This is a genomic window from Rhizobium sp. BR 362 (assembly GCF_036528765.1).
Classification (GTDB): Bacteria; Pseudomonadota; Alphaproteobacteria; order Rhizobiales; family Rhizobiaceae; genus Rhizobium.
The window spans coordinates 67,919-88,465 of the sequence record NZ_JARWGH010000011.1; the positions used below are offsets into that span (position 1 = coordinate 67,919).

The 20,547-nt window shown below is 59.1% G+C and carries 15 protein-coding genes; 3 read left to right on the forward strand and 12 right to left on the reverse strand.

Annotated features, from left to right (window positions below; genetic code table 11):
• Window positions 1-37: 37 nt before the first annotated feature.
• The 5 genes from glgB to QDY28_RS16455 all read right to left on the reverse strand — a co-directional run bounded on the left by glgB (window position 38) and on the right by QDY28_RS16455 (window position 10,970).
• The gene (gene glgB, locus QDY28_RS16435) at window positions 38-2,242 is read right to left on the reverse strand and encodes a 1,4-alpha-glucan branching protein GlgB (protein ID WP_331382743.1); all 2,205 of its coding nucleotides are present in this window, start codon (window positions 2,240-2,242) and stop codon (window positions 38-40) included.
• The gene (gene treS, locus QDY28_RS16440; protein ID WP_331382744.1) at window positions 2,242-5,520 is read right to left on the reverse strand and encodes a maltose alpha-D-glucosyltransferase; all 3,279 of its coding nucleotides are present in this window, start codon (window positions 5,518-5,520) and stop codon (window positions 2,242-2,244) included. The genes glgB and treS overlap by 1 nt, the downstream gene beginning before the upstream one ends.
• Window positions 5,521-8,751 carry a maltotransferase domain-containing protein gene (locus tag QDY28_RS16445; protein WP_331382745.1) on the reverse strand — a complete coding sequence of 1,077 codons (3,231 nt, stop codon included), beginning with the start codon at window positions 8,749-8,751 and terminating at the stop codon, window positions 5,521-5,523.
• Between the two features lie 319 nt (window positions 8,752-9,070).
• Entirely contained in the window at window positions 9,071-9,898 is an 828-nt protein-coding gene (locus QDY28_RS16450; protein WP_331382746.1) for a nickel-binding protein, read from the reverse strand.
• Window positions 9,899-10,082: 184 nt separating this feature from the next.
• On the reverse strand, window positions 10,083-10,970 hold the full coding sequence (locus QDY28_RS16455; protein WP_331382747.1) for an NAD(P)-dependent alcohol dehydrogenase: 888 nt from the start codon (window positions 10,968-10,970) through the stop codon (window positions 10,083-10,085).
• Window positions 10,971-11,099: 129 nt separating this feature from the next.
• Between QDY28_RS16455 and QDY28_RS16460 the strand changes: the two genes are divergently transcribed.
• Window positions 11,100-11,702, forward strand: a complete 603-nt coding sequence (locus tag QDY28_RS16460; RefSeq protein ID WP_331382748.1) for a TetR/AcrR family transcriptional regulator — start codon at window positions 11,100-11,102, stop codon at window positions 11,700-11,702.
• Window positions 11,703-11,776: 74 nt separating this feature from the next.
• Here QDY28_RS16460 and QDY28_RS16465 read toward each other — a convergent pair whose 3' ends face one another.
• Both QDY28_RS16465 and QDY28_RS16470 read right to left on the reverse strand, forming a co-directional pair.
• Window positions 11,777-12,598 carry an SDR family oxidoreductase gene (locus QDY28_RS16465; protein ID WP_331382749.1) on the reverse strand — a complete coding sequence of 274 codons (822 nt, stop codon included), beginning with the start codon at window positions 12,596-12,598 and terminating at the stop codon, window positions 11,777-11,779.
• Window positions 12,599-12,692: 94 nt separating this feature from the next.
• Window positions 12,693-13,886 carry a phytanoyl-CoA dioxygenase family protein gene (locus tag QDY28_RS16470; RefSeq protein WP_331382750.1) on the reverse strand — a complete coding sequence of 398 codons (1,194 nt, stop codon included), beginning with the start codon at window positions 13,884-13,886 and terminating at the stop codon, window positions 12,693-12,695.
• A 91-nt stretch (window positions 13,887-13,977) separates the two neighbouring features.
• Here QDY28_RS16470 and QDY28_RS16475 point away from each other — a divergent pair, with 91 nt between their 5' ends.
• Window positions 13,978-15,000: a LacI family DNA-binding transcriptional regulator gene (locus QDY28_RS16475; protein ID WP_331382751.1), complete on the forward strand. Its 1,023-nt coding sequence runs from the start codon at window positions 13,978-13,980 to the stop codon at window positions 14,998-15,000.
• A gap of 21 nt (window positions 15,001-15,021) precedes the next feature.
• Here QDY28_RS16475 and QDY28_RS16480 read toward each other — a convergent pair whose 3' ends face one another.
• From QDY28_RS16480 to QDY28_RS16490, 3 genes are all read right to left on the reverse strand, one after another.
• Complete coding sequence (locus QDY28_RS16480) at window positions 15,022-15,696, reverse strand: HAD family hydrolase (RefSeq protein WP_331382752.1); 675 nt, start codon at window positions 15,694-15,696, stop codon at window positions 15,022-15,024.
• A gap of 108 nt (window positions 15,697-15,804) precedes the next feature.
• Window positions 15,805-16,785, reverse strand: a complete 981-nt coding sequence (locus QDY28_RS16485; RefSeq protein ID WP_331382753.1) for a mannonate dehydratase — start codon at window positions 16,783-16,785, stop codon at window positions 15,805-15,807.
• Window positions 16,786-16,951: 166 nt separating this feature from the next.
• Window positions 16,952-17,335: a hypothetical protein gene (locus tag QDY28_RS16490; RefSeq protein WP_331382754.1), complete on the reverse strand. Its 384-nt coding sequence runs from the start codon at window positions 17,333-17,335 to the stop codon at window positions 16,952-16,954.
• Between the two features lie 223 nt (window positions 17,336-17,558).
• Here QDY28_RS16490 and QDY28_RS16495 point away from each other — a divergent pair, with 223 nt between their 5' ends.
• Window positions 17,559-17,921 carry a hypothetical protein gene (locus tag QDY28_RS16495; protein ID WP_331382755.1) on the forward strand — a complete coding sequence of 121 codons (363 nt, stop codon included), beginning with the start codon at window positions 17,559-17,561 and terminating at the stop codon, window positions 17,919-17,921.
• 12 nt (window positions 17,922-17,933) lie between these two features.
• Here the strand turns inward: QDY28_RS16495 and QDY28_RS16500 are convergent, their stop codons facing one another.
• Window positions 17,934-18,998 (reverse strand): ABC transporter ATP-binding protein, encoded by a 1,065-nt coding sequence (locus QDY28_RS16500; RefSeq protein ID WP_331382756.1) that lies wholly within the window; start codon window positions 18,996-18,998, stop codon window positions 17,934-17,936.
• A 23-nt stretch (window positions 18,999-19,021) separates the two neighbouring features.
• The gene (locus tag QDY28_RS16505; protein ID WP_331382757.1) at window positions 19,022-20,536 is read right to left on the reverse strand and encodes a DUF5060 domain-containing protein; all 1,515 of its coding nucleotides are present in this window, start codon (window positions 20,534-20,536) and stop codon (window positions 19,022-19,024) included.
• Window positions 20,537-20,547 lie beyond the last annotated feature (11 nt).

A 20,547-nucleotide genomic window follows, 5' to 3' on the forward strand; every position in this document is an offset into this window, starting at 1 on the left:
CTCGAAGAGACACAGGACGGGATTTCCGCGATTGCAATCATCGAGGGCTTTTGATGAAGATGGTCGCGAGCGGCGGCAGTTGCAGGGATAGCGAGGCGGGGCGCCCGTTCAGCGAAGACGAGGTCGCCGGCACCGCCCCGTTCACCAGGCCGGTGCCGCCATATTCAGGCGCATCGCTATTGAACTCCTCGACCCATATCCCTTCCGTCGGAACGCCGATGCGGTAGTCATAGCGCGGAACGGGCGTGAAATTCGATATGACGAGAATGGAATAAGATCGGTCTTGCGGAAACCGCAGCATCGCGAAAACGGAATTGGCCGCATCCTCGACGACAGCCCACTCGAAGCCCTGCGGATCGAGATCCCCGAACTGCAGGGCTTCCTCCCTGCCGTAGATTCCGTTCAGATCTCTTAGCAGACGCTGCATGCAAGCGTGTCGCGGCTGGTCGAGGACATCCCAGGTTACGGATTGATCGTGCTGCCACTCGCCAGGCTGGGCGATTTCCCCACCCATGAAAAGCAGCTTTTTGCCTGGATAGCCCCACATGAACGCGAAGTAGGCCCGAAGATTGGCGAATTTCTGCCAGTCGTCGCCCGGCATTTTCGTCAGAAGGGAGCCTTTTCCGTGAACGACCTCGTCGTGCGAGAGCGGCAACATGAAGCGCTCTGAATAGGCATAGATCATGCCGAAAGTCATCATGTGATGATGATGGCGGCGATAAACGGGATCCTTCGACATGTAAGTGAGGCTGTCATGCATCCAGCCCATGTTCCATTTGATGTCGAATCCCAGGCCGCCTTGCTCCGGTGGTCTCGTCACACCGGGCCACGCTGTGGATTCCTCGGCAATCATGAGTGCATGGGGGCATCGCTGATGAATGATGCTGTTCAGGTGCTTGAGGAATTCAACCGCTTCCAGATTCTCCCGGCCGCCGTATTGATTGGGAATCCATTCGCCTTCCTTGCGGCTGTAGTCGCGATAGAGCATCGAAGCCACCGCGTCCACTCTGAGGCCGTCCACGTGGTAGCGCTCCAGCCACTCCAAGGCACTGGCGATCAAAAAGCCTTTCACCTCGTTGCGGCCGAGATTGTAAATCAGCGTGTTCCAATCGGCGTGGAAACCTTCCCGAGGATCCTCGTGCTCGTATAGGGCGCTGCCGTCGAAGCGGGCGAGGCCCCAGACATCGGTCGGAAAATGTGCGGGCACCCAGTCCAGGATCACACCCAGCCCCGCGCCGTGGCACCGATCGACGAAATAGGCGAAATCTTCCGGTGTGCCGTAGCGTCCAGTAGGGGCGAAAAGGCCGAGAGGCTGGTAGCCCCAGGAGCCGCCGAACGGATACTCCATTATGGGAAGCAGCTCTATATGGGTGAATCCCATATCGCGCGCATAGGGTACAAGCCGCTGACTGAGTTCGATCCAATCGAAAGACCTATTGCCGTCCTGAAGATTTCGAAGCCAGGAACCCACATGGACTTCGTAGACCGAGATTGGCCCTCCCAGACCTCGCGATTGCCGGGAGTGGAGCCAAGTGTCGTCGCTCCATCGGAACGGTGTTGACGACGCGACGATGGAGGCCGTGGACGGGGCAGCTTCGCTGGCCCGCGCCACCGGATCGGCTTTCTGTGGAAGGCAGGTGCCGTTTGCATCGACGATCTCGAACTTATAGCGCTCGCCCGGCGTCAGCCGTGGAATGAAGATCTCCCAAACGCCGGCGGGTGCCCGCAGGCGCATGGGGTTGCGCCGGCCGTCCCAGGAGTTGAAATCTCCCACCACAGAAACCCGTCGTGCATTCGGTGCCCACACGGCGAAGCGAACGCCGGCGATTCCGTCTACATCCATTGCGACCGCGCCGAGTGTCCGGCTCAGATTGTAATGCGTTCCCTCTGAAATCAGATGGAGATCGAGTTCGCCCAGCAAAGGCCCGAAGCTGTAGGGGTCCTCGGTCACTTGAACCGCGTCCGGCCATTTGATGCGCAGGCAATAGTCAAATTTTGAAGCAACGGCGGCTGCAAACAATCCAGCCGGGTGAACAAGCTGGCAGGCGGTCAGGACATTGCCGCTGGCGGTATCGATGATATCCACCGCATCTGCGCCGGGCATGAAGATCCGCGCAATCGTGAACACGCCATGCCTATGAATTCCGAGGATCGCAAACGGATCGCCATGGCGTCCTTGAGTCAGCGCTGCAATCGCATCCGGCCCGATGCCGGCGAGAAGGTCGGAGCGTTCGATATCCACTAGCGGGCCTCCAGAAGATTGGACAGGATGCCCGAAAGCCCTGCCAATGGAATGGGCAGCCATTTAGGCCGGTTGCGCGCCTCGTAGGCGACTTCATAAGCAGCCTTCTCCAGAAGAAAGGCGTCTAGAATCCTGCGTCGTTGTTCGGGCGGCATCGACAATGCCTCCGACTTCGAAATCGCTTCGAAATAAGCGGCGAGAAAAGCGCGTTCCGCTTTGACGGCAAAGCGGGCGATGGCCTTCTGTCGACGCTCGTTTTCGTGTTCGATGACTGCATCATTGTCGAGATCGGCGGTCGCGGCCAAATAGCTCAGCGATCGCAACAGGCCTGCTACATCGCGCAGCGGACTGGTCTTGGCCCGGCGCTCGGCAAGGTTTCTCGCAGGCTCGCCTTCGAAATCGATGATCACCGCGTCGCCTTCGCTGACGAGGATCTGGCCGAGATGGAAGTCGCCATGCGCGCGTGTCATGAGCGTGCCGCGGACGCTTTCCGCCAGCGTGTCGGCCAGATCGACAATCGCTGCCCGGCGCTGCAGAAGCGGCTTAGCCAATGCATCGACAGCCGGATCGGCGGTCTCGTCCAATTCCGCAAGCTTCGAAAATGCATACGAAACTTCGCCGGCAATCGTCTCTTTCAGCGACGCGATTTCCGTCTCGGCCGCGGTGATCGGTTTGAAAGCCTCTTCCTCCGTGGGTTGAGCGAGCACCACATGCAGTTCGCCGAGCCGCTGACCGATCATGCCGACGAAGTTCGTCAGCGACTGGAAGAAATCGTCGCGCGGCTGAGCGGCCGGATCACTGAGGGCGAACTCGTCGGCGGCGCGGCGAAGATTGCTCAGCATCCAGTTCCAAGCGTCACCCTGGTTTCGGATCGCGCCCTGCACGATGATGAGCGTGGATCTGCGTCCGCCCGAATCCGTGTGCGCGACCTCGCCGAGGAAGGGGGCGGTATGATCATAGCCGGCCCGCGTCAGAAAGCGCGTCATCTCGACTTCCGGATGCATGCCGGGAAAGATGTGTCTAATCAGTTTGATGATGACCAAGTCCCCGATGATCAGCGAACTATTCGACTGCTCGGCCGAGAGCCAATGGATCGGCATGTCTGGGGCGATGTCGAGATGATCGAGCTGATCAGTGCCGATGAACTCTATGGTTCCGGTGCGGCCAGTGGTGTGGGACCGTTCGCAAAGGCCGCGCACGATCCCGCGCGCCATCGCATCCACGGCAAAGCCATCGGTGAGGAAGCCGACGCGCCTGCCCTGGCGGAGCCTCCCCAAAGCAAGTTGCTGGGCAAGTACCGGGGGCTGCGTATCATCCCATGCCACGGCAAGCGGAAGCTGATAGGATTCGGTATGGTTCGGAAGCACCGCCTCCAATTCACCGAGCACGACACCTTCGGCAAACGGAATAGGGGTGGCGGAAATGAGCCGGGCTGCCTGCAATATCTGGTCTTTCGCCCCAAACCAGCGGCGCTTGGAAAGATATGCCGGCAAAATCTCGGAATTCAGGATATTCGAATGTCTGGGCTCGTCCACCAATTCCAGCAGGTTCCGGCGGATGACCATCGTCAACAGGTCGGGAAGCTGCTCGGGTGGGGCTGTCCGCCAGGCGGGGCCATCGGCATCGGCGACTAACTGGAACCAGAAGAAGCCGTAGGGCGGTAGCGTCAACAGGTAGGTCAATTGCCCGATTGGCGGAAATGGCGACATGCCCGTCAATTCTATCGGCACGCGGGCCTCGAACTGCGAGAGGTCGAGTTCCACGGCCTGCGGCAGGCGGGAAAGATTGGCGACGCAGAGAATTGTTTCGTCTTCGTGTTCGCGAAGATAGGCGAGGATCTTCCGATTGGCCGGCGCGAGGAAACGCAGCGAGCCGCGTCCGAATGCCGGATGTTTGCCGCGCAGCGCCAGCATCCTGCGCATCCAGTTCAGGAGCGAATGTGCGTCCGTGCTTTGCGCCTCGACGTTGACGGCTTCAAATCCATAGAGGGGATCGGCAACCGGCGGCAAAACGAGGCGCGCAGGATCAACGCGCGAAAAGCCGCCATTGCGGTCGGGAGACCACTGCATCGGCGTCCTGACGCCATCCCTGTCGCCCAAATAGATATTGTCGCCCATGCCGATTTCGTCGCCGTAATAGATCACTGGCGTTCCCGGCATGGAGAGGAGAAGCGCGTTCATAAGCTCGATACGGCGGCGGTCGCGCTCCATCAGCGGCGCAAGGCGCCGCCGGATACCGAGATTGATCCGTGCGCGCTTATCGGAGGCATAGGTTTCCCAGAGATAATCGCGCTCAGCGTCGGTCACCATTTCGAGCGTCAGCTCATCATGATTTCGCAGGAATATCGCCCATTGGCAGATGTCTGGAATTTCCGGCGTCTGACGCAGAATATCCGTAATCGGAAACCGGTCCTCCTTGGCGATTGCCATGTACATGCGCGGCATCAGTGGGAAATGAAACGCCATATGGCATTCGTCGCCGTCGCCGAAATATTCGCGCGTGTCTTCCGGCCACTGGTTCGCCTCGGCGAGCAGCATGACGCCGGGATGGGTCGAATCCAACGCCGCGCGTATCCGCTTCAGGATCGCGTGGGTTTCGGGCAGGTTCTCGTTGATCGTGGCGTCCCGTTCGACAAGGTAGGGGATGGCATCCAGGCGAAAACCATCGATGCCTGTTTCCAGCCAAAAGCGCATCACTTTCAGCAATTCTTCCATGACGAGAGGATTGTCGAAGTTCAAATCCGGCTGGTGCGAGTAGAAGCGATGCCAATAATAGGCGCCGGCGACGGAATCCCACGTCCAATTGGATTTTTCGGTATCGACGAAAATGATGCGGGTTTCCGGAAATCTTTGGTCAGTATCGGACCAGAGGTAAAATTCCCGTTCGGGCGATCCCGCCGGCGATTGGCGGGCGCGTTGGAACCAGGGGTGCTGATCCGAGGTGTGGTTGATCACGAGTTCGATGATGACGTGGATATTGCGCTGATGGGCGGCGTCCACGAAGGCTCGAAAATCCTCCATCGTTCCGTAATCCGGACTGACATTGCCATAGTCGGCAATGTCATAACCGTCATCACGACGAGGCGAGGGAAAGAAGGGAAGCAGCCAAATGGCGTTGATTCCAAGTGACGCGATATGGTCGAGTTTTTGGTGCAGCCCCACAAAATCGCCGACGCCGTCGTTGTTGGCATCATAAAACGATTTGATATGGAGCTGATAGATCATCGCGTCCTTGTACCAGAGCGGATCGCGTTCTCTGCCGCGCTGCATCGTGTCCATTCATGCCTCCCTTGACCGGACGCGCCAGATGGCGAAGGGCAGGCTATGCGGATCGAGCCTGACCCTCTGCCGTTTGCCGGTCCAACTGAAGCGACCGCCGCCGACGAGATCCTCGGCGTCCAGCGTGCCGTCGTCGCCGAGCGACCAAAGCCAGAGCGGTATCTCGACCTCGCTCTCCTGTGGGTGGAGAGGATCGAGAGTAATGGCGATGAGCAGGACATTGTCGCGGGCAGGGCTCGCTTTTTCGAAAAAGAGAATATTGTCGTTGGCTGCGTTAAGAAGCGTCAGCCCCAGATGCGAATGCAGCGCGCTGTTTTCGTTTCTGATCCGGTTCAGCATCCGGATTTCGGCGATGATGTTGCCGGGCCGATCGTAATCCCAGGCGCGAATCTCATATTTCTCGCTGTCGGCATATTCCTTGCGCTTGGCGTCCGGACGTCCCTCGCACAGTTCAAAACCGTTATAAACACCCCAAAGACCTGAAAGCGTCGCCGCGAGCGCCGCGCGGATCAGGAAGGCGGGGCGGGGCGCGTTCTGCAGAAAGTCCGGATTGATATCATGCGTGTTGACGAAGAAATGCGGGCGGAAAAAATCCTTCACCTCCGTCTGGGTGAGCTCTCGCATATATTGTTCGAGCTCCCATTTGGCATTGCGCCAGGTGAAGTAGGTGTAGGATTGGGAGAAGCCCAGCTTCGCGAGCCGGTACATGACTTTCGGCTTGGTGAACGCTTCCGACAGGAAAACCACATCCGGGTGACGCGCCCGAATATCGTCGATCAGCCATTCCCAGAAAGGAAATGGTTTGGTGTGAGGATTGTCGACGCGAAACAGCTTTACGCCCTGATCCACCCATAACTGGACGACCCTCAGTAGCTCGAGCCATAGGCCGGGCACGGAATCCTTGGTGTAAAAATCGACGTTGACGATGTCTTCGTATTTTTTCGGCGGGTTCTCCGCGTAACGGATCGTTCCATCCGGCCGCCAATCAAACCAACCCGGATGCTCCTTCAGCCAAGGGTGATCGGGCGATGTTTGGATGGCGAGATCGAGCGCGATCTCAAGGCCATGCTCCTCGGCCGCTTTGATCAGGCGACGAAAATCATCGAACGTGCCGAGTTCCGGATGGATGGCATCGTGCCCGCCGGCGGGGGAGCCGATGGCATAGGGACTTCCCGGATCGCCCGGGCCCGCTTGGAGGCTGTTGTTGCGCCCCTTCCGGTTGGTCGAGCCGATAGGGTGGATCGGGGGGAAATAGAGCACATCGAAGCCCATGTCGCGAATGGCCGGCAATCTTGCGATAACGTCGTCGAAGGTGCCGTGCCGGCCCGGATCGCCGCTCTGCGAGCGCGGAAAGATCTGGTACCAGCTTGCGTATGCCGCAGCCTTCCGCTCCGCATCCACTGCGCTTGCTTCCGAGCGAAACCGAAAGGGTCGCTTATCGGCTCGCGCCATCAGTTCGGACGCATGCGGACCAAGCAGAATGGCGATCCTTTCCGCCTGCGAGGAGGATTCAAGCTTCTCAAATAAGGCCTGCAGCTCGGCGCGAAGCGTGTCCCGCGCCTCGCCAAGTGCTACACGAACGAGGTTCATTCCTTCCTGGATTTCCAGCTTGAGATCGAGCCTCGCCTCGTTCTTCTTCGACAGCTCATAGCGAAAGATCGCAAACAGGCTCTTCCAGGCCTCGATTGCAAATTCATACCGGCCGACCCGCTCCAACGGAAATTCGGCCCGCCAGCGATCGTTCTCGACCAGCCGCATCTCCGCTTCCTTCCATGCGGTCGCATCCGCGGAGCGCCACAGGAGCGCCGCGGCGATCGGATCATGTCCGTCGGCGAAGATATCAGCCTCGACCGAGACGACGTCGCCGACGATCCGCTTGACCGGAAAGCGTCCGTCATCGACCCGCGGCATGATATTTTCGATCGCCAGGCGCGGCGAGGCGATTGCCCTTGCAATGTCGAGCGCGGGAGCAACCGTGATCGGCCTCGAGGCTGTCGCCTCGAAAGCGATGATCTCCCCGGCCCGCAGGCGCAGTGCCGCATCAAGCCCATTCGAAAAGGGGAGAAAGCCGGAGGCTGCCTCGCGCAGCGCCGTCAAAGGAGCAGGAGCGCTTCGCCGAACGTCTCTGTTGAGGAGGATGATCTGTACACGGTCGGCATTGCGAAGGTCTTCTTCGTTTGAATGAAGGAGAGCGGATACCGGGCTGTTTGCGCTGCGGATAAGAGAAAGCGACGAATGAAACTTCGCGGCGTTCGTGCCGATTTCCATGTTGGCGGCGCGAATTTCGGACGAGATATCGAAGGCCAGGTCATATCGAAGGCCCCGCAATCCCGATCCGTCTCCGTGGGTGGGATCGAGCGGCAGCGCGGCGCCATATTCGAATCCCATCGGGATCATGAGCCCGCCACCAAGTGAGGTGGCAAGGCGCAGCGCCCTTATCGACCGTCGTTCGCGTATTTCCCGGCTTTCCGTGCCGTGCGCCATCCGTTTGGCAAATGGCGGCTCCGGAAAAGCGATTTGCCAGCCAAGCGGTTGCTGGAGGCGATACTCCTCTATGAACCACCTTTCATCGAAGTCCCACCAGGCCATTGAGGAAAAGCAGCCATAAAAGCCGAGCCCGGCCAACGCAGCCCTCGCCTCGAAGGCTGTCCCGGGCGTCCAGGCCAGGAATTGCGCGTTCGGCGCCCGTTCCCGGACCGCTGTAATCATTGATCGCCATAGCTCCGGTGGTATGCGATCGATGCCAAGACAGCGATAGCCTGATATGCCAAGCCCGCTCAGCGTCTGCAGCCGCTTCGTCCATTCTGCGAGGAGCTGCGATTGCTGATCTTCGGCGGTAAGGGTGATGAGGGAACTGCTTGCATCCAATGGCGAGAGCCTCGGATCGATCGGACGCAAATGCCGCGATGAATCGCGTGCCTTTCTGTCGAGCACGAGATCCATCATAAGGGCCACGTCCCGTTCTCGCGCCGCCACCGCCAAAGCCCCTAAGCCATCGACGAGAGATGTTCCGAGCGAGAGTTCAGGGTCGAGACTCTCGAAATCCCGAGCCGCGAACACGCTGTTGCCGCCCCGATCGAAAAGGGGCGCCGTCAGAACGGTGTCAAAACCAATATCCTTTGCGTGATCAAAGACCTCGCGCCATGCGTCGATCCCTCTGAGTAGCAGGGGATTGACGTAGTAAATTTGGGGTGGAGTGCTCGGCAACCCCTCGTTCGCAGTTGATGTCATCGCCGCTGCTCACGTTGGTTTGACATGAGGATTCGACATGAGAACTTTCGCGGCCGCTGCTTTGTTCCCTTTTTTATGCCGCAGGAATGCTCGCCGAGATGTGCTCCTTTGAAGCAGCATGAGGCCGCTGCAGATGGTCGCGCCAGATTTTCTCGCGCTTATAAGTAGTTATCGCGGTCCTTCCAGCGGTAGGGGAAGCGCCACTCAAAGGCGAAAAATACTTGATGGAGAACGTCCCGAAACCGCCCATCGAAGGGACATACGCGGCAGGAAGGTCGTCCATTCGGAACGAATTCTCGCAACGGTCACGAGAATTCGATCATTGGATAGCGGCTTTGCACCAGTCACATTGCAAGACCAGCACAGGCTTCAAAAATCCCTTCAGCCGCCGGTGGGTCGCATGTGCGAAGAAATCCGCGGTGCCGTATTCTCGAAAAATGCTTTCAGACACCAGGATCTGGTCGGCCGCGGCCGAGGCGCACAATCGTGCTGCAAGCTGAACGGTTGAGCCGAACAGGTCATTGCTGTCCTCGACGGGCTCGCCGCAATCCAGGCCGATACGTATATGAAGCGGCTCGAGGTTGTTCTGATTGTAGCGCTCGAATTCCTGCTGGATCGCTATGGCGCAATCGACGGCTGCAGTTGTCGAGACGAACGTCGCCATGATGCCGTCGCCGGTGTGCTTGACCTCGCGGCCCGAAGATCGGGCGAGGCATCTGCGCACGACAGCATCGTGCGCCCTCACCAGTTCCGTCGCCATGCGGTCGCCGAGGCGCGATGTCATCTCGGTCGACCCGACGATATCGGTGAACAGAATGGCTCTATGGCCGGCATCCATTTCGACAGCGGACTGTCCGCATGCCGGCTCGGGATCGTGAATTCGGCCGAGAAATGCCTCGACTGCCGACAGGGCGACTTCGACAACTTCGGCGGCAACGAAGCCGTGCGCCTCGCGGTGCACGCATTGAGCCGTTTCCATGTCGGGCGCATCCATCAGGCAAAATGCAGTTCCGCGCCGCTCGTCGAACCAGTAGGTGAGGAACTTGACCCCGTATCGATCCTGAATCTCGAGATCCCTGCGGTGCGCTTCGGCAATGTCGGCCGCCGTGGTTCCCTCCAGATCATGCCGGTCCATGAAGATAGCCATTGTGCGCCCCCGCTGGAATCTCCTACACGTATATAAGATTACCCTAAAGCTTCGTCGTAGCCCAGATCATCCTTGCAGGTGATGGACGAAGAGGTCGTAAATAGCTTTTTGAAGGGTCGATCCCGTGGATCAGCGGCAAGCCGAACTATGTTCTCCGTTTCAATCGTGGATTTTCGTGAGCCTTTCAGAAGGCGAGTACGATCTTCCCTGAAGAACGCCGCCCGTTTTCTGCATCCGCGATGACGGACAGCGCATCGCTGAACGGCGCTTCCAGACCGATCGTCGGCCGGAGCGTCCCGTTGCCGGCAAGCTCGGCAATCGCGGGAAGATGCTGGATGCCCTGGGTCGCGAAGGCCAGCTTGTAGCGCCGCGATAGCACCCCGCGCAGCATTTTACCCGGAGTGGGATTGATGTCGACGAACACGCCCTTCGGCTTGAGCATCGAAAGACTATCACTTACGTCGAGCGTTCCGAGCGTATCGAATATGGCGTCGAACCTTCCATTCTGCGCATAGGCTTGCCGGTCTGAGTAGCCGAATATCGGATCGACGCCGGCAGCTTTAGCGCTGCCCATCGAGGCCGGTCCGCAAGTGCCGGACACATGCGCCTTTTTGGAGATAGCCAGTTGGACCGCGAAGGCACCCACGGCGCCGCTGCACCCATTGATGAAGATGCGCGATCCGGCGCCTGCGTGTACCCTGTCGATAATCGCCACCCACGCCGTCATCGCCGCGATGGGCAGTGCGGCCGCTTCACTGAACGAAAGCTGCGGCGGTTTTCTCGCCAGGTGATGGGCATCCACGTTTATCGCTTCGCTAAATGCGCCAGACTTCTTGAAATCCACCGTGCCGAAGACTTCGTCGCCGGCCCGGACATTCGTCACCTTGCCGCCGACCGCCTCGACGATCCCGGCGAAATCAGTGCCCATCGCTTTCGGGAAGCGTCTGCCGGTTATGAGCTTCATTGCTCCTTGGCGGAGCTTCCAGTCGAAGGGATTGATCGCCGCGGCCTTGACCGACACGCGCACCTCGTCATCCGCGAGCTCCGGCAAGTCATATTCGCCGAAATACATTTTTTCCGACCCGCCGTAGCGGTCATATTGCACCCGTTTCATATCGGTCCTCAAATTTGCTTCACGCAGCACTGTTATTACACTGAGTGCGATTTTACAAGATGTGCGATTTCTGTTATCGATTCTGAGATGGACCAGGATCGATCAAAACAGGAAGGCTGGCGCGAGAAGAAGCGACGCGAGACGCTTCAGCGCATTACCGAGTCGGCGCTCAGGCTGTTTGCTGCCAACGGATATGAGGCGACGACGCTGGACGCGATCGCTGAGGCGGCCGGCATCTCGCGGCGAACTTTCTTTTATTACTTCACATCGAAAGAAGAGATTCTGGCCGCCTGGCAAAAAGGCCTGCCGGAAGCCCTTAGCGCCGCCGTTCGGGCGCAATCGACGGACCAGTCGCCGCTTGATGTCGTCCGCAGTGCCCATCTGCGACTGGTGGAGAACTACGACGCCGATCAAGCCGTCGCCATCGATCGCATTCTCCGCTCGAGCGCACAGCTACGTGCGAGCAACCAGACCAAATATCTGCAAATGGAGCAGGCTGCGTTCGAAGCGCTTTGCGAACTCTGGCCGCAAACCAGGCGGCGCAAGGCGCTGCGCATGGTGGCGATGGTCTCAGTCGGCGCCTTGCGCCTGGCCATCGATAGCTGGGCAGAAGAACAGGGGCGGAAGCCGCTTGCCCACTATGTGAAGGAAGCGTTTGTCAGTTTGAAAGCCGAGCTGTCAGACGCGTAAGTATCTGCGAGTCGATGTCCGAGGGAGCGACCCAGGACAGCGCGCTTTCTTGCGCGCCGTCGTTTGCGCCTTTTTCAGAGAGCCGCGACGGGATGCGGCGATCCGTCGTAAGCGCCCCAGATCGACTGGTCGAAACAGATGACCGAGCCGGTCATGAGGCCGGATTCGGCTGATGACAGATAGGCGCAGGCGCGGGCCACCTCCTGCGGGTCGACCAGACGCCCGAAAGGCTGGTTCGCGGCCGCCTTTTCCAGCCAGTCGGCCGGTGCATCGTGATATTCCCTCTGGATCCGATCTTCGCCCTCCGAGGCCATCCAGCCGATGTTGAGCCCGTTGACGCGGATACGGTTGCGCAGCAGCGCGTAGGCGGTGTTTTTCGTCAGGGTTTCCAGCGCGCCCTTGGAGGCGCAATAGGCGGCGATGAAGGGCTGGCCGGCCTTGGCCGACATGGAGCCGATATTGACGATCGTGCCTTCGATCTTCTCGCGCCGCATGATTTTGACGGTTTCCTGCATCAGGAAGAACGGCGCGCGGACATTGACGGCGAACATGGTGTCGAAAAGCTCGGGGCTGGTGTCCAGAATGGTGCCGCGGTCAGTGATGGCGGCGGCATTCACCAGCGCATCGACGCGGCCGAAGGTCTGGTCGCAGACATGCACGACATTCCGTGCCTCTTCGACATTGCCGAGATCGGCTTTGACATAGACGACCTTCGCGCCCGTCGCAGTCGAGATCTCCTCGGCCTTGGCCTTGCCCTTCACCTCGTTGCGTCCGCAAATGACGATGCCTTTGGCGCCACGGTCTGCAAAGAGACGCGTGATGGTGGCGCCGAGCCCTTGTGTGCCGCCGGTGACGATGGCGATCTTGTCGTCGAGACGGCTGTGGTTTGTGCTCATGTGGTTCCTCCCGGAAATGATTTGATAGGATGTGCGGAAAGCCTCTCGCGCCGCGAGAGGCTTCGTTTTGTTGGATGATGCGCCTTCAGTGCTGTCAGGTCAGCTTCTTTTCTGCCTGTTCGGCGAGGGCCTTCGTGAAAGCCTCGTCGCTCCAGTTCCCCTCAAGCGCCTCATGCATCAGTTGCGCCTGCGTCTTTGGCGCAAGGCCACCGAGGGGCGGGTCGCGGTCGAGGTTGGTGGGGAAGGAATAGCCTTCGGCGCAGGCGGCAATGGCGTTCGACATTTCGGTCTCGGAGAGCTTGCCTTCAGATTTCAACGCCTTCAGCGCGGGAAAAAGGCGGGCGCTCATGCGATGACGATCGACCGTTTCCATGGCGCGGCCGAAGGCGGAGGAAACCTGCAGCAGGTTCGCCACGCGCTTGATATCGGCCGAGCGGTTGTTGCCGGCCGCGTGGAAAAGGGCAGGGTTGAAGAAGACGACGTCGCCTTTTTCGAGCGGAAGCTGAACATGGTTGCGATCGAAATAATCGCGGAACTCCTGGCGCTTCAATGCGAGATAGCCAGGCACGTAGGTCTGGCTGTGCGGCAGGAAAAGCGTCGGCCCGCTTTCGAGCGGCATGTCGCAATGGGCAACCGCGCCCTGCAACGTCAGAACCGGCGACAGCCTGTGCACATGGGCCGGAAACTGCTCGATCACCTTCGAGGTCTGGAAACCGAGATGGTAGTCGCGGTGAGCGGACTGCGCCGCGCCGCCGGGATTGACGCGGTTGACCTGCGCCGTCATCTGGTAGTTCGGCCCGAGCCAGGCTTCGCTGGCAATCGCGACAATGGCATTGCCATAATATTCCGCAAAATTTTCAGGATCGGCGAGGCAATGTTTTTCCAGCGAATTCCAGATACGATCGTTGGCGCCAGGCTTGGCAAAGTGGTCCCCGCCACCGGTCGCCGTGCGATGCTGTTCCTCGATGATATCGTTAAAAATCGTGCTGGCGCGATCGATGACGGACGCATCCTCGTACGCACGCTTGAAGACGACGACGCCCGGACCCTCGCCGAAGGCTTCGCAGATTTCGGCGAGCACGGCGCGGCGGCCTTGCGGGGTGGCAATGTCAGCCAGAACCTTACGGCTATCGTAGATCGGCACATTTTTTTCGACGTGATCGGCGGTCGGGTAATCTGAAAGCAAGGTAGTTTTTTCGGCGAGCGCGCGAAAATCGTCGAGGTGACAAGCGTCCTCGGTCAGCCAGACGCGGTCGGCGCGCAGTTTTTGAAGATTGTCTGATTTCATCGGATGCTCCTCCATCTCTGATGAAGGCACTATACGGCAGATGCTGGTGTGTTATAGATCACAAATCCATCAAAAAACCATCACGACCCGTATGTCACACCCGTTTCTCGTCAAGGACATCGCCTTTCAGGCCGGGCTGAGCACCGCCACCGTCGACCGGGTGCTGAACGGACGGCCCGGCGTGCGGCGGCAAACCGAGATGCGGGTGAAGGCGGCAATTGCCGAGCTGGAAAAACAGCAGGCGGGTGTTGCGGTGAGCGGGCGCACACTGGCGATCGATATCGTCATGGAGACACCGGCGCGATTTTCCGATGCCGTGCGCGCCGCCTTCGAAGCAGAAGTTGCGACCTTTCTGCCAACGGTCTTCCGCTGCCGTTTTCATTTTGCGGAAATCATGAAGCCGGTTGAAATGGTGCAACTGCTCGATCGCATCCGGCTCAGAGGCACCCATGGGATTGTGCTGAAGGCGCCCGATATTCCGGAGATTGCCGCTGCGGTCGAGCGTGCAACCAATGCCGACATCACCGTCGTCACCCTGGTGACTGACCTGCCGAATTCTTCGCGCGCCGTTTACGCAGGCGCCGACAACCGCGCTGCCGGCGAGACGGCGGCCTATCTCGTTGGAAATTGCTTTGATGGGGCGGCCGCAAGGGTGCTCGTGACGTTGTCGAGCGGCCGCTTTCGCGGTGAGGAGGAGCGGGAGATCGGTTTTCGCCGCATTCTCCGTGAGCACTATCCGCAGATCGGTGTTAGTGAAATCAGCGAAGGTCACGGCGCCGACGCTGCAACGGGAATCCTTGCCGCCCGAGCCATCGCGGCGGATGCGACGATCAATGCGATCTATTCCATCGGCGGCGGAAACAGGGCCGTGCTCGCCGCCTTCGAGGAGGCTCGGAGGGAAATTTGCATTTTTGTCGCGCATGATCTCGATGCCGACAATCGCGCACTGCTTGCCGCAGGCAAGATTGGTTTTGTATTGCACCACGACCTGCGCACGGACGCGCGTTCGGCATTTCGTGCAATTATGAGCGGTCTGGTGAAAGAGCGTGTCGCGCCGGCCCTGCTGTCTGCGGTGGAAATTATTACGCCCTACAATATGCCTGCGGGGAACTGAGTCGTCGGCGCGCTTTCTCGCTCAGCGCCGTCCGCCCACTTCATCGATGTGATAGAGCAGGTCGGCCGGATCTTCATAGACGCGGATTGCGCCGGCATTCCTGAGCTCTTCCTGGCCATAGCCGCCACTCAGCAGCCCGACTCCGAGCGCCTTGCAACGGGTTGCCGCAAGCATGTCCCAGATGGCGTCTCCGACGACGACCGAGTTTTCTATCGCAACGCCCAGCGCTTCGGCTGCAGCAATGAAAAGGTCCGGGTCGGGCTTGGCATATTTGACCTTGTCGCGGGTGATGACCGGAAAAGCTTCAGGATCGATCCCGAGGGCGGCAATATTGACCGCCGCCGTCTCCATGCGGCCGCTTGTGGCGATCGCGAACGGAATTTTGGCGTCCGAAAGCCATTGGAGAAGTTCGCTTGCGCCGGGTAGTGGACGTATCTGGGCGCCAAGCCGGCGATAGGCTTCGGCGTGAAGGTGCCGCAACCGTTCGTTTTTCTCGTCGGTTATTTCGATGCCGGTTTCACGGAGCAACTGATTGGTGAACAGTCCGCCGCTCATGCCGATTTTCCTATGGATGCGCCATATCGAGAGGTCTATGCCCTCGGTATCCAAGGCTTCTTTCCACGCAAGCACATGCTGATAGACGCTGTCCACCAACGTGCCGTCAAGGTCGAATAGAAAGGCATGTTCAATGCGCATCGAACTCTCCTCACCCCCTGATCTAGGGGAAGAGCGAAAGGCATCAATGGCAAGATGGTGCAGAAAAGGTTCCCCTGTTCCAACCTCTGAACGACCGACGTATGCCCACTACCGTTTGTCGCTCTCCAGCACCTGCAACATGGCGGCAATGTAGCCATAGGTGAAAGCGAAGGCCGTGTTTTCCGGATCGCGCCCGGAGATGCGCGGCACGTGATCCGGCATGATCATATATTGGTAGCCGACATCGGCGTAGGTCCTAAGCGAACGCCACATATCCATGTCGCCTTCCTCCGGAAAGGTCTCCATGAAAGAAAGCTTGTGGCCGCGGATATTACGAAAGTGGACGTTGAAAAGCTTGCCCCTCTCGCCAAACCAGCGGATGACCTCGAAAATTTCCTCCGCTGGATCGTCGAGCATCTCACCGACGGTGCCTTGGCAGAAATTCAGCCCGTGATAGGGGCTCTCGTGCATCTGAACGAACTTCTTCAGGCCTTCGACACTGCCGAGAACGCGCGTGACCCCGCGATAGCCAGGCGGCGTGTAGGGATCGTGGGGGTGGCAGGCAAGCCGCACTTTGCAAGATTCGGCGACCGGAACGACGCGTGACAGGAAATAATCGATGCGCTCCCAATTCTCCTCCTCGCTGAGGATGCCGGCGATCGAAAGCGGCGCATCCTGATCGGCCTTTTCCCAGCGAAAGGCCTCGTTTCTCGATCCGCCGCGGCCGATCTCCAATTCGGTGCGAGGGATGCCGATAATATTGAGATTGTATTTGACGGAAGGAATGCCGACGGCGGCAGCATTTTCGATCAGACGGCAGATGGAATCGATCTGGCGGTCGCGATCCGGTCCGGCCGTCAGGATATCCGGACTGTATTGCGCTTCGATCACCCGTGAGCTCATCGGGAGCTGGATCATATCGAGGATGAGGCCGAAACTTTCGATGTGCTCGCGGTGGGCTTTCAGAATATCGAGCGTCCAGTCATGCGGATTGCCGGCGGGATCGGCATTGACGTGCCTGACGCCCAACTGCGCCATGACGCGATAATCATCGTCGTCCCGAGCCTCAAACTGCGTACCGAGATACATCTGAAATCCTCTCCTCAAATCTCTCGAATGCTAGAGCACTTCCAGGAAAAGTGCGAAGCGGTTTTCCGTCGGAATGCGTAAAAACAAAGGGATAGGGCACGCGAATTCATCCCCGCAAAATACATTCGCGGCAATCCGCCGCGGTTACTTTCCGGTTGGAATTTCCTCAGCGGATCGAACCAAGCAATGTCGGGCTTGCTGCAAGATTGTCGATAAGTACCGTCATCGCATAACAGGCGACAAGCAGTTTAACTGAAAAGCGCAGTATGGGTCGGGCAGAGGGAGGCCGATTGCCGGTTGCGGCGGAGGAGGTCTCGATATCGAGTGGCATGGCTTCCATGGTCCTGGCGCCGAAAACCAGAAGCATGAGAATGTTGAAAATGATGAACTGACGCGGACTTGCTCCAATCGCGCAGAAAATCAGATTGCAGCACAGGCAGATGGCACAGAGATAGACGCGTTTCTGCCTGTAGAGAAAGCGCCTTAAAGCGGTCGGTCCATTCAAAATTCGACCCGGATCGCTCTGTCCGGCATTGCTGGTTGGCTTCACATCCTGCCTCCTGGCGCGAATCGGGCAGGCAAAGGAAAGCAGCTTTCGCTGACGGCGTGTGTTGCATTGTGTTGCGGTAAATTCTTTTAGTTTGCGGCGGCCAAGTCCGTTCGCTGCGAGCCGCAGCATGCGTAATGCTGCTGCAACAAAACGTAACAAGATACAACACTGCTTTACACCGAAACGCTCTATGTTCGGCCGAGTTTGAATGAGAGGTCGCTGAATGCTTTTTGATTCTCCGTCACAGCATAGTCAGGCGGATGTGCTGATCTGCCTCGACAATCAGCAGGTCGCTACGCACATCGGCTCGGTCCTCTCCGCCCGCGGACTGACGGTTGCGGCCGTTCCGGCTTCCAGGATGGATGCCGAATTCGAATCGAGGGGTTGCCAGGTTGTCGTCACCCATACCGCGATGATCGGACGGGTGCGCAGCCGTCTGCACCTACCGGTCGTCAATGTCGAGGCGTTCATATTCGAGCGGCCGGATCATTCGACCACGGGCGCGCCGAAGCAGTTCGATGGTGCCGCCTTCGTCAAACGCGTCCTCACGGTGATGAGCGACGCCGAAAGGCGCGCGCCGCGATAACGGCGCGAATTCTCACAGGCGCTGCTGGGTCTGCTTGTCGAAAAAGTGAATGTTCGACGATCGGAGAGAGAGGTTCACCGTCTGGTCGGGCGCCAATTCCGCGCGTTCGCGCATGACCCATGTCAGTTCGCGTCCTTCGAGATCGAGCGCCACATGCGTCTCCGAGCCTGTCGGCTCGATGACCGTAACCCTGGTTGGCACGCCGCCGTCCCTGGCAAAAGATATGTCCTCCGGACGGATGCCGATGATTACCTCCCGGCCATCCGATTGAACCGGAGCTGCCGACAGTTCGATCGCCGTGCCACTCGGCAGCATCAGCTTCGGAGTTTGTCCGCCGGTAAGCTTGCCTTCCAAAAAATTCATTGCCGGCGACCCCAGGAACCCCGCCACGAAGACATTTCTTGGCCGGTCGTAAAGCTCGAGCGGCGTTCCGATCTGCTCGACTTTCCCTCCCTGCAGCACGACGATCTTGTCAGCCATGGTCATCGCTTCGATCTGGTCGTGCGTGACATAGACGATCGTTGTTTTCAGCCGCTGATGGAGTGCCTTGATTTCGGCACGCATCTTGACGCGCAATTTGGCGTCGAGATTTGAAAGCGGTTCGTCGAACAGGAAGACCTTGGGATCGCGCACGATGGCGCGTCCCATGGCGACGCGCTGGCGCTGGCCGCCGGAAAGCTGCGCCGGCTTGCGGCCAAGCAGTGGCTGAAGTCCGAGGATCTTCGCCGCCTCGCCAACTTTTCGGTCGATCTCCGCACGCTTTGCGCCGGCAAGTTCCAGCGCAAAGCCCATGTTCTGCGCGACCGTCATCTGGGGATAAAGCGCATAGTTCTGGAAGACCATGGCGATATCGCGATCCTTCGGCTGCAGGTTGTTGACCACCCGCCCGCCAATCGAGATTTCGCCGCCGGTGATTTCCTCCAGCCCGGCGATCATCCGCAGAAGGGTCGACTTGCCGCAGCCGGACGGCCCCACGAGAATGACGAATTCGCCATCCGAAATGTCGACATCGACGCCATGGATGATATCCACCGCTCCATAGGACTTCCTGACGTTCTTGATGGTCAATCCGGACATGACATTCTTCCCTAGAGGATCGATCAGTGCTTCTTGCGGATACGAAGGGCCTGGTATGGTCTGCCCGGCAATTCTACGCCGAAAGCTGCATCCGCTTTGCCGCCGCGTACGATTGCGCCGTGCCGGGTGGGATGCGGGATCGGCGCTTCGACTTTCTTTGCGGGCGTGATCGTCATCTCCCACGTGTTGATGATGTCGACGTCGTAATCGCTGCCATCCGTGGGGAGGCCCGTCGACCAGACGACGGGCTGGTGTTCGCCGAGATAGATATAACGAAGCTCGCCATCCCGGGCGCCCGAAACGCGGGTCCAAGGCCATTCGCCGAATGATGCCAGGGGCTCAAGGCCGTTGACGACATCCTGCTCCAGCAGGTCGCGGAGAAAGCCGATGCGCTTCCAGGCTTCGCCGCGCAGTTCGCCGCCCTTGGCCCACCAGATCAGATCCTGCGGATGCGAATAGGTTTCGCCATGGCCGGCATAGCCGCCGCGCGTCATCGTGATCCAGAATCGATGCACCAGTTCCTGCGCCGTCAGGTTGCCCCAGGACTGGATGATGTTGCCTTCATATTCCGGCTCGTCGTTGACGACGGGCTTGCCATAGGCCTCGCGCCATTCCTGCGTGCGCTTCACGTCCCAGTTCTGGATGCAGGTATGGGTCACCCACGGCTTGCGATGATCGAAGTTCATCGTCGGTTCGCCATTGTGGATGGACTTCAGATGACCGAAGGGATCGTTCTCCTCGAGAATGTGGAAGTAGCGATCCCACTGCGACAGCGGCTTGGTGTCGAGAAGGAAGTCGTACTCATTGGCGAGAGCCCACCAGACATTGCGGTAGGCGGCAAGCCGCGCCGCGAGATAGGCAACGTAGCGAAAATCCTGTTCGGCCGACATGTCCGAATAACCCCAGCGATCATAGGGGTGGAACATGATGATATCGGCCTCGATGCCGAGATCGCAGAGCGCAGCGACTTGGCTCTCGAGATGGCGGAAGAGAACGGGGTTCGGCCTGTCGAAATCCTCTTTGCCATCGGCACCTTTTTGGAAGCAGGGATAAAGCGGCTCGTTGACGTTGTAGGGATAGTCCTTGGGGAATACGCCCATGCGGATCTTGTTGAAACGCGCCTTTTTCAGTGTCGCGAGCGTGTCGGCCTGCATCTCCAGCGGTTGATGTGTCCAGGCATAGCAGGTGGTTCCAAAAGAAAGGAATGGCTTACCATCGGCGTAGGCAAAATGAAATTTGTTGCGCACGCGAACCGGACCGTGATTGCCTTGCGAGGGTTTGCTGGCGGTGAGCGAGCCGGTCTTGCCGTCAAGCTCCAGGGTCTTGGACCGTGTCCGGAACGACCATTCGCCTTCATTGTCCGGCATGAAGCGCACGCGATAGACGCCGCCGCCATCGTAGAAGCCGGGCACGCGGATTTCGCGGCTGTTCTGACTGAAAACGGCATCGAATGCCACGTCGAGATAGGGATTGCCGCCTGAAGGGCCGTTGAAAGCCGCCTCGAAGACGCCCCATTTTTCGACGGTTGCACTGGACATGATATTCTCCT